The following is a 16,227-nucleotide window of genomic DNA, read 5'->3' on the forward strand; positions in this document are numbered from 1 at the left end:
ACCTCCTTTTCAAATATATCCTGTAAATGATCCTGCGTCTGTCTTGCGGATTGATCCGCCCTTTAATTTTTCTTGAACCCGGTTATAGAACTCTATCATGTCCTCATTGACCGTTGGCTTTACTTTTTCCATAGCTGAAAGGAAATGTCTTTTGCTAACCTTTTCATTATCGAAATTTTCTCTCAGGGATAACATTGCTGCTTCCCTGCATATGGACTCTATATCTGATCCAACATAGCCTTCAGTCATTGCGGCAAGTTCCTTTATGTCAACATCACTATCCAGGGGTATACCCATTGTGTGGATCCGGAATATTCTTTCCCTGCCATCGGCGGGGGCGGCTCCTACCATTACAAGCCTGTCAAATCTTCCTGATCGCAGTAATGCCGGATCAATAAGGTCAGGCCTGTTGGTGGCCGCAATAACAACCACTTCATTCAGGGGTTCAAGTCCATCCATCTCGGTAAGCATCTGATTGACAACCTGTTCGGAAACCCGGCTGCCTACATCACTGCCACCCTGTCTTGTCGAAGAGATAGCATCGATCTCGTCAAAGAATATTATGCAGGGTGCAACCTGTCGTGCTTTTTTGAAAGTATCACGAATTGCTTTTTCAGATTCCCCAACGTATTTGGACAATATCTGGGGGCCTTTGACACTGATGAAATTGGCATTAGCTTCGTTTGCCACAGCTTTGGCAAGCAGGGTTTTGCCTGTCCCCGGAGGACCATATAAAAGTATTCCTGTTGGAGGTTTAATGCCCATCTGACTTATTTTATCAGGCCATTTAAGCGGCCATTCGACTGCTTCGCTGATATCTTTTCTGGCCATGTCCAGCCCGCCAACATCATCCCATCCCACAGACGGTATTTCGACCATGACTTCCCTCATTGCCGAGGGCTCAATTTCCTTTAGGGCTTCCTCGAAGTCATCGGGCGTGACTTCCAGTTTATCGAGTATTTCCTGTGGAATTTCCTCTTCATCGAGATTGATGTCGGGAAGCAATCTCCTCAGTGCCCTCATAGAGGCTTCCTGTACAAGGGCTAATAGATCGGCTCCCACAAAACCCTGGGTATATTCTGCCAGGTGTTCAAAATATTCTTCATCGATATTTTCGTTAAGTGGCATTCCACGAGTGTGGATCTGGAGTATTTCGAGCCTGTCTTCACTATCCGGAACACCTATTTCAATTTCCCTGTCAAATCTGCCAGGGCGGCGCAGGGCCGGGTCAATAGAATCAAGCCTGTTTGTGGCTGCAATTACAACTACCTGTTTACGTTCATCCATTCCGTCCATCAGGGTGAGAAGCTGGGCTACAACCCTTCTTTCTACTTCTCCGGTAACATCTTCCCTTTTTGGAGCAATGGAATCTACTTCGTCAACAAATATTATTGAAGGTGCATTCTCCGCAGCTTCATCAAATATTTTTCGCAGCCTTTCCTCACTTTCACCATAATATTTTCCCATTATTTCGGGGCCGGCAATGTTGATGAAATAGGCGTTAGATTCGCTGGCAACTGCTCTTGCTATCAGGGTTTTCCCTGTGCCGGGGGGTCCGTAGAGGATAACACCCTTTGGTGGGTCTATATTAAGACGCAGGAAAAGCTCGTGATGTTTCAACGGAAGTTCTATCATTTCACGTACCCGTTGAATTTCGGTTCTAAGCCCGCCGATATCCTCGTAGTTGATACCTCTGGCAGCTCCCTCATAACCCACTACAGGTTTCTGCTGGAGCTGGATCTCAGTATTTTCATTGATGATAAGTATGCCATCAGATGGCTCGGTTTCAACAGCTATTAGGGGAATGGCCTGACTGCCCGGGGTGGTTTGCCCCATGGAACTGATTATAGGAATAATGTCACCTTTTACAAGGGGACGTTTCAGGATATTATGTTTGATAACGGCACTTGTATTGTCACCAAACTCCATGACGATTCCCTCTGGAGGTGCAAGGAGTACTTTTTCTGCGGGTATTGGCTCTGCCTTACTAAGTGTTATCCTCTCACCAATCCCCACTTCTGCATTCTGTCGTGTATAACCATCTATACGGGCAATTCCCTGTCCCCAATCCTGCCTGTCAGCACGCCATACCTTTGCCGTAGTTTGGCGCTTTCCTTCGATTAGGACAATGTCTCCGGGGGAAAGCTGCAGGCTCAGGAGGGTACTCGGATCAAGTCGTATTATACCCCTGCCAAAATCGATAGGATGCGCTTTCTCCACTTTTATCTGTAACTCTTCCATTTAGTTCATCCCGAAAATATGTTGTACTGATATGTCTATCTTATTAAATTCCCAAATGATATATATTTATGGTACTGCCCCTGTTTTTTCTTCTTGCAAAGGTTTGATATAGGGGAAGTGTATTTATTAATTTGTGCCTTCTAGAAAGGCTAATTTAAATAAGGATGTGTATTAGTTTGTTCGAACGTGTTGAATCAAGTGCTCCGGTAGAAACTGGAGAAACCTACGATGTTGTGATTGAAGATATTGCCAAGAAAGGCGACGGAATTGCTCGTATTGACGGTTTTGTCATTTTTGTGCCCGAAACAGAAGTGGGCGATGAACTTTCAATTAAGGTAACCAAAGTCCTTTCGAAATTCGCTTTTGGAGAAGTAGTCTGAAATTTCTATTTCACAAACCGGCAGGCAACTGCCTGTCATCTATTTTTTATCCTGTTTTTATCAAAGTAACGTTTCAGGTTTTGCCTTTTTTGCAACCAGTAAAGTTGTAAGTTTTATTCCATAAAAAAGTACAGGCATGAGCCTGCTTGTAGTTCACTTTTCTTCCCAGACAGCTATGATCTTGTCGATGGCTATGTGGGTGTATTTGTTGTCTTTATTTATTGTCAGCACGCCGTCTGCGCATGCTTCAACGGTTCCTTTAAAGGTATCGGGGCCGCCACAATAGATATCAAGTTCGGTTCCAAGGTAATGTTCTACTATGAAAGATTGCATGAATTGACCTCCTTTTTGATAATTTACCTATGTTTTGAATGTTAATATTTTTTACGGGTTAAAGGCGATTTTCCCTCATTTTGTCTGTCCTGTTCTCACTTGAAATATGGACTTTATGGCCAGCTACCTAAAATATATATATAAGTCTCCGCATATTGAAAACCGGTAGGTCGGATATGTATTCTTTCATCCAGCTTTTGCTCTCTGAAATTATATCCTGTTTCAGCGGACAATGTTTATCTCAATATATAATGACAATCGTAATGATTCCATTACTATTTCTTATGGTTACTGTTGGGTATGTTTTTTTTGTACCTGTCAAAAACAGGCGTCCTGAATTCAGCAGTATGAAAGGATTTTTCCATTTTGTGGTGGATGTTGCTATTTATGCCATTCCCATGCTAATCGTTTTTGCACTTGTGCATATGCAAACAACTGCTGCCACATTACTTGGAATCCCGGCAAACCAAAATTATGCTCGCTACATCATGATCCTGGAAGGTAATGCAGTAAGCCTGATCCAGGAAATTGCTACTCCTCTGCTAACTTATGTAAGCGGTTTTTTTTACCTTTTAATGTTTCCTTTCTTAATGGTATTCACGTTCCTGCTTTTGGTTTATCTGCAAAGGCACAAAGCCATTCAGGAATTTGTGGTGGCTTTCATCCTGATTTATATGCTGGCATTTCCGTTCTACGTATTGTTCCCTGTTCATGTGACCGGTTATACCCTTTCAGGTGTCAGTCCGCTTCTTTATAATTTGAGCCCCCTCATAGCTGAAGGTGTGCGTATTGTAGATCCTGAATTGAACAATTGTTTCCCGAGTCTCCATGCGGCTCTTTCGGTAATGGCTATGATAATGGTCCTGCATAATGTGAAATCCCGCAGATATCAGGCCTTTGCCGTTATTAACACAGCAACAATTCTTTTTACAATTCTCTATCTGGGGATTCACTGGCTGAGCGATCTTATAGCAGGTACATTGCTTGCGATTGTATGTTGTATGATTGCTTTTCGCTACAGTGAGCAATTTTTTGCCATTTATCGCTGGATTGTGGCCATGATAGCCTGGAAATTAAAAGGTCCGGCACTGCCCTGCGTGGGGTGTAACAGACGTATCAATTTTGATTCGGTTATGCAATGTGATTATTGTGGTACTGAATATAACATCAAATCCCGTGTGGGATCATTGTTAAAACGCTTCAGAAAGCGTTTTTCTTCATAATGGAATTATTTTAAAAGTTCATCGACTTCAACGGTATCCTTGAGTATCTTGAAACTCACAAAGCCGCCGACAAGTAGATTCAGGTAGAATGTCAGTGTCCTCCATGCCACCACAATGATTCCCAGCATATAAGTGGGCACGAAAACTGAAAACAGTGTGGTTGCCCCTATCTCCGCCACGCCGCTGGAACCGGGTGTTGCAGGTATAATTATCACAATCATCAGTAGAACCTGTGCCGCATAAACAATGACTGGCGAAGGGTACTGGTTTAGCCCCATCAGAAGTACAGGCAACATGGAAAATTCAATGAACCAGAATGCAAATGTGCAGAATATTCCTGCTATTAACCCCACTCTGCCTTCTTTCAGGAAAAAGAAAATACTGTAATGAAACTCTTCAAGTTCGGTATCAACCTTTTCAGATATATTGCAGAATATGTGTTTCTTATCGTCTCCAAAGAGTCTGCTACACTTATTTATTATCCACTGGAGAAATCTGCGTGTGTAGTGGGGCTTCCAGATTGCATATAGAAGTATTGCAAGTATGAAAAATAAGAATAATTGGCCAAACATAAGTAAACTGTCAAGTTTGCCGCCTCCAAGTACTTCTCCAAAGAGGGATAGCGCAAAGGGTGCTGCTGTCAATATTATTATAGCATCCAGTACTCTTTCACCAAGCACGACTGCGGTGGCACTTCCTACAGGCATCCGGTCACTCTGAAGCAGATGTATCCGTAATGGCTCTCCACCTACAGATGAAGGGGTCATTGCTGCAAGGAACGAGCTGGATATAACAATTTCAAATGCCTTTTTGATTTCAAGGTTGTACCCTAGGGCTCCAGCCATTGTTTTAGTCCGGATTCCCCACATAGCAAATCCCAGTAAATGAATGCCAGCAGCTGCAACAAGGTAAAGTGGGCGAATATTGTGAAGACTCTCCGTAGTTTTAGGATCGATTGTGTAAACGAACACTCCTATTATTGTTACAATACTGATTATTGAAGAAACAGCAAGCCATTTTGCGAATTTATTCATCCTTTGCACCTGATCTTTTTTGCTGGATGCCATGCTGGTAACGATTTTGCGGAATCAGCATGCAGAGGCTATTCTCTAGATGTATATCAGACATTTATAATCTTTGGTATGCCAAATCTTCGAGTATCTTTCTCAGTTTTTCTGGTCCATTTATTTCACCGGCAAGTTTTTTCATTTGTTCGGTTTTATCCCTATACTTGCCGTTTACGGCTTCTCTGACAGATTCAAGTATTTCAGAAGCTGAAGCCTTGTAATCCATCTGTTTTCCACATCCTTTAGCTTCAAGTCCCTCTGCATTATTTTGCTGTTCGCTATGCCCCCTGTCAGGGAATGACAACATTGGCACACCATAGGCAAGAGCCTCCATCATCGTTGTATGGCCACCAGGGGCAATTGCCAGGTCGCAGCTTTTAAGATAGGGGAACTGGTCGGGAATAAATGGTAGAAGTTCTGCATTATCAGGAAGTGGGGGTAGTTCTTCTTTATCAAGGCCCGGGCCTGAGAGTAGTGTATAGTTGATATTGCTATCCATACTGGCAGCTTCGATTATTCTACGAAAAATAGGTGCCCTGTAACCAAAACCACCTATAAGGGAAAGGACATGAGGTCTGGGCAGATTCTGTGCTATCACATCTCCATAATTTCTGGCGGGCAGAGGGCCCGTGTATTCCACTTTAGAGGTAGAGTCATCTTCAAAGTTGAGATTCAGGTCACAGATCGTATTGGGTTGTGGATAATCGGGTATGATCGTCCTATCCACGCGTTTGAAAATTCCGTTGTAGAATTCTTTCGCAATTACTCCCAGTCCCTGAAACAAATAATTCTCCTGAAAGAATATTTCCATATTGGATTGGTTAACCATCAATGCAACAGGTATCTTTCTTCTCAGGGCTGCTATAGTTCCAAGGTAATAACTGTCCGAAAGAATTACGTCCGGTTTTTCTTCATCAACAAGCTTTTGAACATTGAAAAGGCCGGGTACCTGTCCCAACTTAATACTTTCCTTTATGGATTTTCCCAGGTTAAGAGAGCCTTTCTCTCCCACAAGTCGAATTTCGGCAGGCACCTCTCTTACATTCATTCCATGTTCGGCCAGAAACTGTGAGGAATAGCCATAAGCACCACAGGTGACTTCATGTCCTGCCCTGGATAATTCCCTGCCGGCTGCAAGGCACCTGCCTGTATGGCCAAGCCCCTCCCCACAAACGAATATGAGTATCTTGAGTGACATATTTATGGATTAATCTTTTTACTGGTAATATGTTCTATTAATGTCATTCTTCACAATTTTTCCGCAGGTGGCGTTGTGTTGAGTTTGACATACTTGACACCTTTCAGGGAAATGAGATTTTCATCAAGTTTCTTTATTTTCTCCCCGTCCCCGTCAAAGATTATGATTTCCATACAGTTCTCAGGGTCAAGATGTATATGGATTGAAGTTTTAATAAGGTCTGTGTAGCCATGTTGTGCGTCTGCAATGGCATTGGATAACCCTCTTTTTGTATGATCATAGATCAGGGTTATTGTACCAACTCTCCTGCCACTAATATCGCCCATCCATTCATGATAATTTATATAACTTCGAATAGCATCTCTTATTCCTTCAGACCGGGATGAGTAACCACGCTGCTCTATAATGGAATCAAACTTTTCCAGCAGGTTATTGGGCAGGGAAACTCCGATTCGCATAAGTTCTTGTTCCATGTTATCACCTTTATTTCAATTGTTTTGCGTATTAATAATATTTTGTGTTACTTTGAGTTGTTATATATTGTACTATGTGTAAACGGTGTGATAGATTTATATTGGATTTTGTGTATCTACTATGGAAGGAGATTGCATGATGCCTAATATCCAGATCAAGGAAGAACTGTACTCAGGAAAGGCCAAGACCATTTATACAACGAATGATCCGGAAGTACTTGTATCCCATTTCAGGGACAGTCTTACCGCTTTTGATGGCAAGAAGAAAAGTGAAGCTGAGAAAAAGGGATATTATAATGCCCAGATATCTCGCAAGTTGTTCGAGATGCTTGAGGATGAGGGTATAAATACCCATTATCTTGGGATGTTTGACGATGAACGGATGCTTGTGGAAAAAGTGGAAATTATTCCTATTGAGGTGATTCCACGCAACATAGCTGCAGGTTCTATCACCCGGAAATATCCTTTCAATGAAGGGGACGAATTCAAAGAACCCGTGCTTGTAATGGATTATAAGAGCGATGAATATGGGGATCCCATGCTGAATGAGGACATAGCCCTTGCCCTTGGGATAGCCACAAGTGAGGATATTGCAAAAATCCGTGAACTTGCTCTGAATATCAATTCCATTCTCAAAACGTACATGGAAAACCAGGGCCTTTTACTCGTTGATTTCAAACTTGAGTTTGGTTGGGCAAACGGTGAAATTGTGCTTGCCGACGAAATATCCTGTGATACCTGTCGCTTTTGGGATGCGGGTACTCGTGAATCCCTGGATAAGGATGTATTCAGGTTTAACAAGGGTGATGTCTCCGGAACCTATGAAAAATTGGCGCGCCGCCTTGTCCCTGAAATATTTGAAAATTGAACTGTAAATATTATTGATGGCAGGCTGTTGGATGAATTTTTCAGTCCTGTCTGGTATGTAAGCGGTTGTCTTCATCAATTCAGTCAAATGTCAGGCACCGCTGCATCCCATTTTTCTTTTCGAATTCACTTTTATTGCTGCATACCGGCTGTGGATGTTATGGCAAAAACCTTGAGAGCGTTGTTTGCTCCTTTACATAAGGCAGAAGCTCTGATTTTTCTCTCCACTGGTAGAAAGGCGTATTGATGCGTGTCTTCATATGCATCAGTGCTTCTTCCAGGGTTTCAAAAGAATCCGGCTCTGTTGAAAGAGCATTGCGTGCTGCTTCTCTGACAACCCATACTCCCAGGGGTGCCCAGTAATCAGGAGTAATCTCCCTGATTGCAAATACTGCAGCCTGCTTTCTTATGCTCTCAAGTTTTTCCAGAACCGGCAGCCGGGCTGCATAATATCCTCCTGCCAGGGGTGAGTATCCTTTCTTGCCTGAAGTTCCTTCCATGTCCTGTCCTATCCAGGCTTTGTCTGCAGACCACACCGTACGTGCCATCCACAACTCCAGCAATTCAAAAGAATAACTCCTGGGTATCAACAGTATTTCAAAATGGTTTCCAAGATTACCACCGCTGTATAGTTGTATGTCCTTTATTTCAGGGTAATCCAGTAAACCCTTTGCCAGCTCTTTGCCCACCATGTCATCTGTGGCGGTAATTGCCCAGCGTGTGGGGACAAGTTTTCTTTCCTGTCCAAGCAATCCGATGGAAAGAAGTCGGGTAATATGTTCACAGCCAACATCATGGCCATAAAGTTCCAGGGCAGCATCCGTGGCCTTTACATCGGTATCATAGGTCAGGTAGTCAACTTTACCAGGAACCTTCGGGTTTTCTGCGATATCAAAACTTTCCATTTTTCCGGCCGGTCCCATCGGTGTGAGTACACCATCGAATTTTTGGGCAGGTTTTAAGGGTTTGCTGAGCAACGCTTCTGTATCCACAGGTTTGCGGGAAAGTGCCATTTCCTGGGCTTTTTCTATCAGGCGGCTTTTTTCAAATTGTTTTACTTTGACAGTGGTGTTAGCCCGTACCAGCTGGCACCTTTTTTGTATGATATCGTCTATTCCCATGTCAAGTAGTGCATGAGGGTCCTCCAGCTGTGCAGCGTCCTCACTTTCCAGTAAAGGAGGTATCATGGGTCCGGCACTTATCTCGGGATATCCATACCTACCAACAAATACAGCAGGTGGAGATGCTCCAAAAATAGTTTTTTCCCCTTGCTTTTGAGGGGAATATTTGGCGGTGGCCCTGAACTTTTCAAGTATGGGACACCGCGCTCTTCCGCAAAGTCCTTTCCCTTTACATTCAATACACCGGTTTTTCAATCATCTTCACCGCACAGGATACAATATCCTACTTCTGGTGCATTCTTGTAAAGCCAGCCTGACTTCTGGACATGTTTGCATACTTCACACATACGTTTTACTTTTTGCTTGGGGGTTAGGCCATCCGTTGCAAGACAGAAGGCAAATTTACGGATTTCTTCATTTGTATTTTCAGAAAATCCTACTTCTGCACCTCTTTTCTCACTGACGTACTGAGATACGGCGGCTCTTGACAGGCCCAATAGGTTGGCCACCTGTTGCTGTGTGCACTTATGTTCATTCATAAGCTCACGTGCAAGTACGGCTCTTATGGCTGGCAATACCCTTTGCACCATTATTTCACAGGTAGGTTTCATTTAATGGTATCCTCTATGTTAGTTTTATTCAGATGACACTAATCCCTCTCTTTACTGCAGGATAAGGTGCTATATGTAATTGAAAAGGCCGGCTCAAAAAAGATTTTGTGTTTCTTCCTTTTGCCGGGACAGATGTTTTTCGGATTTCTGTCATTTAATTAGTCATTGAAAAAAGTTTTAATTCTTGATCTGATCGGGAGAAAACCCTTTCTGGACCAGAACGTCTTTCATCCTTCCAAGATGATTGCCCTGCAACTCTACGGCATTGCCACGTACTGTACCACCGCAGGCGAATTTTGATTTGAGGTATGTTGAAAGTTCATGGAGGTCAATTTCATTGGCATCAAAACCTTCTACTACTGTAACTTCCTTTCCATACCTTCGCCTGTTTACCTTTACGGTTATTCTCTGTTGCTCTTTGGCCACTTCTTCGCAGATACACAATTCTTTTGGCAATCCGCAAACAGAGCACATTTCTGAACTCATCTTCTGGTTTTTCCTCCGAAAATTTAGTATTATGTTGTCTGTATAATTTATATACAGACAAATAGAAGTTAAATGCGATGCTATTAAAAGTTAATGGTAAAATGATTGCAAGAGACGTTGAAATGGCCGATACATTACTGAAAAGAACAATGGGTCTGATGTTCAGGATGAATATCCCACAGGATTATGCTATGTTTTTTTCTATAAACAAACCGTGCAAGTTTTCCATACATATGCTTTTTGTTCCCTTCTCCCTGGATGTTTTTTTCCTTGATTCGAATTATCGTATAACACAAATTGAATCACTTCGCCCCTGGCTGGGTTTTGCCCGCGCAAAAAATGCAACCCGATATGTGGTTGAAATGGCTGCAGGTTCCGTGGAGAAGTATGGACTTGAGGTAGGGCAGCAGATGTCCCTGGAAAACACCCATTCATAAGAAATGTTTATTTACATGCCCTATTTATGGGTACATCATTCCAATTTAATGAGGTTCTCACATGCTACCTGAAGATGACCTGAAGATCATTGTAGAAAAAATGGGACGGCAGCCGAATAATGTGGAGCAGGGTTGTTTTCTCAATCTCTGGAGTGAACATTGCTCCTATCGCTCCAGTGCCCCACTGCTTAAGAGTTTTACAACCAGCGGTGACCGTGTAATCATAGGTCCTGGTGATGATGCTGCAATTGTGCGGTTTGGTGACGGCTGGGTACTTGCCCTGGGTATGGAAAGCCATAATCATCCGTCCTATGTCGATCCCTACAATGGCTCGGCTACAGGCGTGGGAGGCATTGTCCGTGATATCATCTCCATGGGTGCCCGTCCAATTGCCCTTATGGACCCGCTTTATTTCGGCCCCCTGAACACTCCTAAGAACCTGTATCTGTTTGAGCACATTATTGAAGGCATCGGCGGGTATGGTAACTGTATTGGTGTGCCGGTTGTCAGGGGTGAAGCATTTTTTGATGAACGCTACAGTGGCAATCCTCTGGTGAATGTTGTATGTGTGGGGCTTGCCCGGGAGGATCAGCTTGTAACCGCAACTGCCCAAAAGGCAGGTAACAAGATCGTACTTATTGGCTCCACTACCGGACGCGATGGTCTGGGTGGTGCCTCTTTTGCTTCCAGGGATCTGTCTGAAAGTGCCGAAGCAGAGGATCGGCCCAGTATCCAGATTGGTGATCCTTTTACTGAAAAACTTCTTATTGAACTCTCTCTTGAAGCGGTCGCAGAAGGTGTCGTAAAATCATGCCGTGACTTAGGAGCTGCCGGACTTGCAGGTGCTTCCTCTGAAATGGCTTCCAAAGGTGATCTGGGAATTCATATTATTGCGAACGAGGTGCCCCAGCGTGAGGCAGGAATGAATGCCTTTGAGATTATGATAGCAGAGTCTCAGGAGCGTATCCTTTTCGAAGTGGAACCTGAAAATGTGGACTATATGCTCCAGCTTGCCGAAAAATATGATCTCAACGGCGCTGTCATTGGCGAATTGACCGAGAGGCCTTACTTTACAGTTGAATTTGAAGGTAATACTGAGACGGATATCCCAATTCATCTTTTAACAGAAGGTGCGCCAACCTTTGAGCGTCCCTCCACTCCCTTTACAGTCAAAAAAGATCCTGTGCCGGCTGCAACAGGGAACCTGAAACAGGCAGTTCTTGATGTACTTGCATCCCACAATGTGGCTTCAAAGGACTGGATATACAGCCAGTATGATCATGAGGTCCAGATACGTACAGTAGCCAAACCCGGAGGAGATGCTGCTATCCAGCGGATTATCGGTGACAGGGGCATAGCTCTTTCATGTGGCTGCAATCCCAGACATACCTATCTTGACCCTTACGAAGGAGGGAAGGGAACCCTTGCTGAAAATGCAATGAACCTTGCTGTAAAGGGCGGACGTGGCCTGGCCCTGGTGGATTGCCTGAACTTCGGCAACCCGGAAAAACCGGATATCTACTGGCAATTCAAGTACACCATAAATGGACTGGCTGATGCGGCACGTGACCTTTCTATTCCGGTGGTAGGGGGTAATGTTTCCCTGTACAATGAGAGTGAGGAGCATCATACTGCAATCCTGCCAACTCCTGCAATAGGTGTTGTGGGAGAAGTGGAGAATGTTTCTGCGGTCCCATTCTCGGAATTTACAGGGGCAGGCCAGTCTGTCATCCTTGTGGGAATCACAAAAGCAGAACTGGGTGGTTCGGAATACTATAATCTAAGGGGTAGTCCAAATGCAGGCAATGTCCCGCAAGTGCCGGCTGATATGGCGGCAATAGTTGAATCCCTGATCACAACAATCAGGGCCGATAAAGTCGCTGCTTCTCACGATGTTTCTCAGGGTGGGCTTGCAGCTGCTCTCTGTGAGATGTGTGGGAATGTGGGTGTTGAAGTGAACCTTTCTGAGATTGCAGGGGGTATGTCAGCAGAAGAACTCCTCTTCTCCGAATCCCACGGCAGGGCTCTGCTGGCAACAGATGATCCGGATGCAGTCTCTGCACAGCTTGGCAATATCCCGCATGTTGTAATCGGTACTACCGGTGGTAACAGTGTAAGGATTACAGTAAGCAATGAGGACATTGAATTAGATCTGGATGAGATAAAGGATGCCCGTGCTTCGCTAACCAGATTGATGATGGAATAAAATCAGGCCAAGGTGGTTATCTGTTCAACGGTTTCCACCAGGGCATCAACTTCTTCTTCGGTATTATACAGGGCAAAGGATGCCCGCACCGTTCCTTCCAGTTTCATGAAATCAATCCCCGGCATAGCACAGTGGTAACCGCTGCGCAGGCATATCTGCCGGGTTTCATCCAGTATCATTGCCACATCATGAGGATTGAGCCCCCGGACATTGAAAGGCACGACTGCACCCCTGTTTTGAGGGCCGTATACTTCCACTCCTTCTATTTGTGCAAGTCTGTATGCGGCATTTTTTGCAAGTTGTCTTTCATGTTTCTCTATGTCGCTGACACCTATTTCACGAACATATTTCACAGCGCTGCCCAGTCCGATTACTCCGGGGATATTGGGTGTGCCGGATTCAAACCTGGCAGGTGTTTCTTCCAGTTCGTAGCCTGTGATTGTAACTGATCTTACTGCTCCTCCTCCTACATTGAGGGGCTTGATTGAATTTGGTTCTTTGATATATGCCACACCGGTACCCTGGGGGCCCAGCAAGCCTTTATGTCCAGGGGTAACGAAAAAATCACAATCCATTTTTTTGAGGTCTAGAGGCATGTGCCCTGCGGATTGGGAACCATCTATCAGACAGAGGCTGTTGTGGTCCCGGGCAAGCTTGCATATGCCTTGTGCATCCTGTATGGAGCCGAAGGAATTGGATATGTGGGTAACCGCCAAAAGACGTGTGGAAGGGCGGATATGCTGCTCCAGGGCTTCCACGGACACATGGCCTTCATTATCCGGTTCCACAATGGTAAGTTCAACTCCCTTTTCCCTGAGTTCCATCCAGGGGAGCAGGTCTGAGTGATGTTCCATCAGTGTTGTTATTATGTGGTCTCCTTCCTGCCAGTCTATGCCCCGGGCTATCAGATTAAGGCCTTCGGTTGCATTCTTGGTAAAAATGGTATTTCCTGCCGGGCAGTTCAGCAAATCAGCTATCGTTTCTCTGGCATCTTCAAAATGATCAGTGGTCTGGCGGGCCAGGTGATGGGCTCCCCTGCCGTGGTTTGCCGCATACTTGAAGAAATAGTCTTCCATGGCCCTTACCGCCTGCACCGGGGTCTGGGTGGTGGCAGCATTGTCCAGATAAATGTTATCCTTTAATACGGGAAAATCTGCACGTATATCTTCTACATCATACATGCAGGCAAGTAATTGATAAAGAGTAAAATAGGTTTTGCAGGTTATTTGGCCTGCATCCCGCCTACCATAAAGTGGTAGAGTTCCTCATCATCTTCATTGAGTTTGCCTTCTGTACGTCCTGCGACCACTGAATAGCATTTTCCCTTCTTTTCTTCACATCTCAAAATGTCATGTTTTTTCATTATAGTTGTCATATGGTATAACCTCCTGTCTTCTTCAATTTCAATACTCTGCTGCCATACATGACCCCTCAGGCATCAGCAGCATATTAGAATATTAAACAACTTTATAGGTGTTCTTTCTATATATATTTGTTTGTTGATTGTTTTTATAGGGTTATGGATAATGCATTACATCGCGGGTACAATTCTCATTTTTCCTTACATTTACTAATGAATTGTCTTAATTACAACGTAATCAGCCCCTGTAATACCTATTATCGTAAGGATTATTAGCGATGCAGGAGACTTCCATTCCATGCCTATAATAAACATTGATCCTTCTGTAAAGTATGAGGGAGATAGCCAGAGAGTGCTGGATGGTGAAGCAACCCTGGAAAAAGCCAGTGCCGGCCTTGATACAATTGGTGTGACCCGCATTGCCAATATTACTGATCTTGATCGGCTGGGTATCCCTGTGTTTTCAGGCATCCGTCCCACAGCTGCTGATGGTGCCATCTCCGTTTATTCAGGTAAAGGTGTTAATCCGCAGCAGGCCCGCATCTCCACTATAATGGAATGCTACGAACGCTGTCTTGCAGAGCGCAACGGGGCGAATGCGGATATTGACGAAAACGTAGCTGCTGATGAATTCATGGCCACAATGGAAGAAGCTGCCGGCCAGCATGATCTGATCCATCCTGAGGAATTCCTGATGCCGCAACCCCTTGATTCTTCTTCATTGATCGAATGGACAGAAGGGTTTGACCTGCTTTCAGGAAAAGAGGTATACGTGCCTTCCAATGCTGTTTATCATCCCTATGATGCTCCGGGCATGTCTGCCCATCTTTTCCGCAGCAATACCAATGGACTTGCATCGGGTAATGTGATGGAAGAAGCCATACTGCATGGTTTGCTGGAAGTAATTGAAAGGGATGCTTTGAGTATGGCCGAGTTCAACCGCAATCCGGGAATGGAACTTGTGCTAACTGAGGAAGACGGGCAGGCCTACGAGATGCTCAAAGCCTTCAGGGATAGTGGTGTGGATATTCGTCTCTGGGTTTTGCTACATGACACTCCTGTCACAACAGTGGTCGCTGCTACGGATGATGTACAGCTGAAAGATCCAGCCCTGCTGGTAATGGGGGCGGGATCTCATTTAAGGCCGGAGATTGCTGTTATGCGTGCTATTACTGAGGCTGCACAGTCCCGTGTTGTCCAGATCCACGGGGCACGTGAGGATACGACCCGGGAAGACCTGGTCCGTAAGATTGGTTATGAACGTATGAGAAGGATGAACGTTTACTGGTATGAGGAAGGTGTGGATAAGATATCCCTGGCAGATATGCAGGACATCTCTTCCCCAACGCCTGCAGGAAACATCAATACCGTTCTGTCTCATCTGGAAAAAATTGCCCGCAATGCTATTGTTGTGGATTTGAGTCGCAGTTCTATCAATATACCTGTAGTCAGGGTAATAATTCCCGGGTTTGAGCAATACACTCTTGATCGTGAAAGGGTTGGTAAAAGGATTCGTCTGGTAGGTAAAAGAAAAGGTCCTGAAAAAGAAAAACCCTGGAAGCGCAGGCCAAAAGTATGAAAGCAATCGTTTTTGCCGGCACCAGTATAGGCCTGGAAGAAGCAGGAAAACTAAGTGGGGCCACTGTCCACGGCCCTGTTAAACGTGGAGATGTAACACAGGCTGTAAAACAGGGTTATGACTTGATTGGTATCATTGATGGTATTTTTTTCCACAGGGCTGCGGTTGGCCACAGGGAAATACTGGAGGCCCTGCGCAAAAATGTAACAATCGTCGGGGGGTGTAGCATGGGAGCTTTGCGTGCATCCGAAATGGATCGCTACGGCATGATAGGTGTAGGTAAAATCTATGAATGGTACCGTGATGGTGTTATTGAAGATGATGATGAAGTGGCGGTTGCCACAAACCCTGATACCTATGAGTCCATTTCTGCTCCGCTTGTGAATATCCGGTGTACCTTCCTCTCTGCTATGAATGAGGGCATTATTTCCTCCGTTCAGGAAGTTTTCCTTCTGGATATTGCAAAAGCTACCCATTATTCTCTAAGGAGCTACTACGGCATAATAAAAAGTGCCCGGGAGAAAGAAGTGCTGGATGGACAGACAGCCTCATGTCTACTTGGCTTTTGTCATGATACTGAAGTGGATATCAAAAGAAAAGATGCTCTGGCGGTTCTTTCCAGAATAAAGGAGTTTGATATTTAAA

At 44.5% G+C, this 16,227-nt stretch carries 17 protein-coding genes; 7 read left to right on the forward strand and 10 right to left on the reverse strand.

What is annotated here, in order from left to right; translation table 11 throughout:
* Positions 1-9: 9 nt before the first annotated feature.
* Entirely contained in the window at positions 10-2,241 is a 2,232-nt protein-coding gene (locus BKM01_RS06160) for a CDC48 family AAA ATPase (protein ID WP_072358744.1), read from the reverse strand.
* A 176-nt stretch (positions 2,242-2,417) separates the two neighbouring features.
* Between BKM01_RS06160 and BKM01_RS06165 the strand changes: the two genes are divergently transcribed.
* Positions 2,418-2,621 carry a TRAM domain-containing protein gene (locus tag BKM01_RS06165; protein WP_198926177.1) on the forward strand — a complete coding sequence of 68 codons (204 nt, stop codon included), beginning with the start codon at positions 2,418-2,420 and terminating at the stop codon, positions 2,619-2,621.
* A gap of 153 nt (positions 2,622-2,774) precedes the next feature.
* On the opposite strand, the gene BKM01_RS06170 is transcribed toward BKM01_RS06165, so the two are convergent.
* Entirely contained in the window at positions 2,775-2,954 is a 180-nt protein-coding gene (locus BKM01_RS06170; protein ID WP_013036728.1) for an MM0924 family protein, read from the reverse strand.
* Positions 2,955-3,217: 263 nt separating this feature from the next.
* On the opposite strand from BKM01_RS06170, the gene BKM01_RS06175 reads away from it, so the two are divergent.
* Positions 3,218-4,177, forward strand: coding sequence for a phosphatase PAP2 family protein (locus tag BKM01_RS06175; protein WP_157769626.1), 960 nt, complete (start codon positions 3,218-3,220; stop codon positions 4,175-4,177).
* A gap of 5 nt (positions 4,178-4,182) precedes the next feature.
* Here the strand turns inward: BKM01_RS06175 and BKM01_RS06180 are convergent, their stop codons facing one another.
* The 3 genes from BKM01_RS06180 to nikR all read right to left on the reverse strand — a co-directional run bounded on the left by BKM01_RS06180 (position 4,183) and on the right by nikR (position 6,915).
* Positions 4,183-5,211, reverse strand: coding sequence for a lysylphosphatidylglycerol synthase transmembrane domain-containing protein (locus BKM01_RS06180; protein ID WP_072359595.1), 1,029 nt, complete (start codon positions 5,209-5,211; stop codon positions 4,183-4,185).
* A gap of 94 nt (positions 5,212-5,305) precedes the next feature.
* A complete protein-coding gene (locus BKM01_RS06185; RefSeq protein WP_072358750.1) occupies positions 5,306-6,442 on the reverse strand; it encodes a UDP-N-acetylglucosamine--N-acetylmuramyl-(pentapeptide) pyrophosphoryl-undecaprenol N-acetylglucosamine transferase in 1,137 nt (378 codons plus the stop codon).
* 50 nt (positions 6,443-6,492) lie between these two features.
* Positions 6,493-6,915, reverse strand: coding sequence for a nickel-responsive transcriptional regulator NikR (gene nikR, locus BKM01_RS06190; protein ID WP_072358752.1), 423 nt, complete (start codon positions 6,913-6,915; stop codon positions 6,493-6,495).
* A 136-nt stretch (positions 6,916-7,051) separates the two neighbouring features.
* Between nikR and purC the strand changes: the two genes are divergently transcribed.
* Entirely contained in the window at positions 7,052-7,783 is a 732-nt protein-coding gene (purC, locus tag BKM01_RS06195) for a phosphoribosylaminoimidazolesuccinocarboxamide synthase (RefSeq protein ID WP_072358754.1), read from the forward strand.
* A 157-nt stretch (positions 7,784-7,940) separates the two neighbouring features.
* Here purC and BKM01_RS06200 read toward each other — a convergent pair whose 3' ends face one another.
* The 3 genes from BKM01_RS06200 to yciH all read right to left on the reverse strand — a co-directional run bounded on the left by BKM01_RS06200 (position 7,941) and on the right by yciH (position 10,000).
* On the reverse strand, positions 7,941-9,158 hold the full coding sequence (locus BKM01_RS06200) for an Nre family DNA repair protein (RefSeq protein ID WP_072358756.1): 1,218 nt from the start codon (positions 9,156-9,158) through the stop codon (positions 7,941-7,943).
* The gene (locus BKM01_RS06205; RefSeq protein ID WP_072358759.1) at positions 9,155-9,514 is read right to left on the reverse strand and encodes a transcriptional regulator; all 360 of its coding nucleotides are present in this window, start codon (positions 9,512-9,514) and stop codon (positions 9,155-9,157) included. The genes BKM01_RS06200 and BKM01_RS06205 overlap by 4 nt, the downstream gene beginning before the upstream one ends.
* Positions 9,515-9,691: 177 nt before the next feature.
* Positions 9,692-10,000, reverse strand: a complete 309-nt coding sequence (yciH, locus tag BKM01_RS06210; protein ID WP_013036737.1) for a stress response translation initiation inhibitor YciH — start codon at positions 9,998-10,000, stop codon at positions 9,692-9,694.
* Between the two features lie 77 nt (positions 10,001-10,077).
* Between yciH and BKM01_RS06215 the strand changes: the two genes are divergently transcribed.
* Together BKM01_RS06215 and purL are read left to right on the forward strand one after the other, a co-directional pair.
* Complete coding sequence (locus tag BKM01_RS06215) at positions 10,078-10,437, forward strand: DUF192 domain-containing protein (protein WP_072358761.1); 360 nt, start codon at positions 10,078-10,080, stop codon at positions 10,435-10,437.
* Positions 10,438-10,498: 61 nt separating this feature from the next.
* On the forward strand, positions 10,499-12,643 hold the full coding sequence (gene purL, locus BKM01_RS06220) for a phosphoribosylformylglycinamidine synthase subunit PurL (RefSeq protein ID WP_072358763.1): 2,145 nt from the start codon (positions 10,499-10,501) through the stop codon (positions 12,641-12,643).
* A gap of 2 nt (positions 12,644-12,645) precedes the next feature.
* Here purL and BKM01_RS06225 read toward each other — a convergent pair whose 3' ends face one another.
* Positions 12,646-13,824 (reverse strand): aminotransferase class V-fold PLP-dependent enzyme, encoded by a 1,179-nt coding sequence (locus BKM01_RS06225; RefSeq protein WP_072358765.1) that lies wholly within the window; start codon positions 13,822-13,824, stop codon positions 12,646-12,648.
* Positions 13,825-13,865: 41 nt separating this feature from the next.
* Complete coding sequence (locus BKM01_RS10795; RefSeq protein ID WP_157769627.1) at positions 13,866-14,018, reverse strand: hypothetical protein; 153 nt, start codon at positions 14,016-14,018, stop codon at positions 13,866-13,868.
* Positions 14,019-14,301: 283 nt separating this feature from the next.
* Here BKM01_RS10795 and BKM01_RS06230 point away from each other — a divergent pair, with 283 nt between their 5' ends.
* Together BKM01_RS06230 and BKM01_RS06235 are read left to right on the forward strand one after the other, a co-directional pair.
* Positions 14,302-15,582, forward strand: coding sequence for a YcaO-related McrA-glycine thioamidation protein (locus tag BKM01_RS06230; protein ID WP_072358767.1), 1,281 nt, complete (start codon positions 14,302-14,304; stop codon positions 15,580-15,582).
* Positions 15,579-16,226, forward strand: a complete 648-nt coding sequence (locus BKM01_RS06235) for a TfuA-related McrA-glycine thioamidation protein (RefSeq protein ID WP_084006254.1) — start codon at positions 15,579-15,581, stop codon at positions 16,224-16,226. Before BKM01_RS06230 ends, BKM01_RS06235 begins: the two co-directional genes overlap by 4 nt.
* The last annotated feature ends 1 nt before the right edge of the window (position 16,227 follow it).

The sequence above is a fragment of the Methanohalophilus portucalensis genome (assembly GCF_002761295.1).
Taxonomy (GTDB): Archaea; Halobacteriota; Methanosarcinia; order Methanosarcinales; family Methanosarcinaceae; genus Methanohalophilus; species Methanohalophilus portucalensis.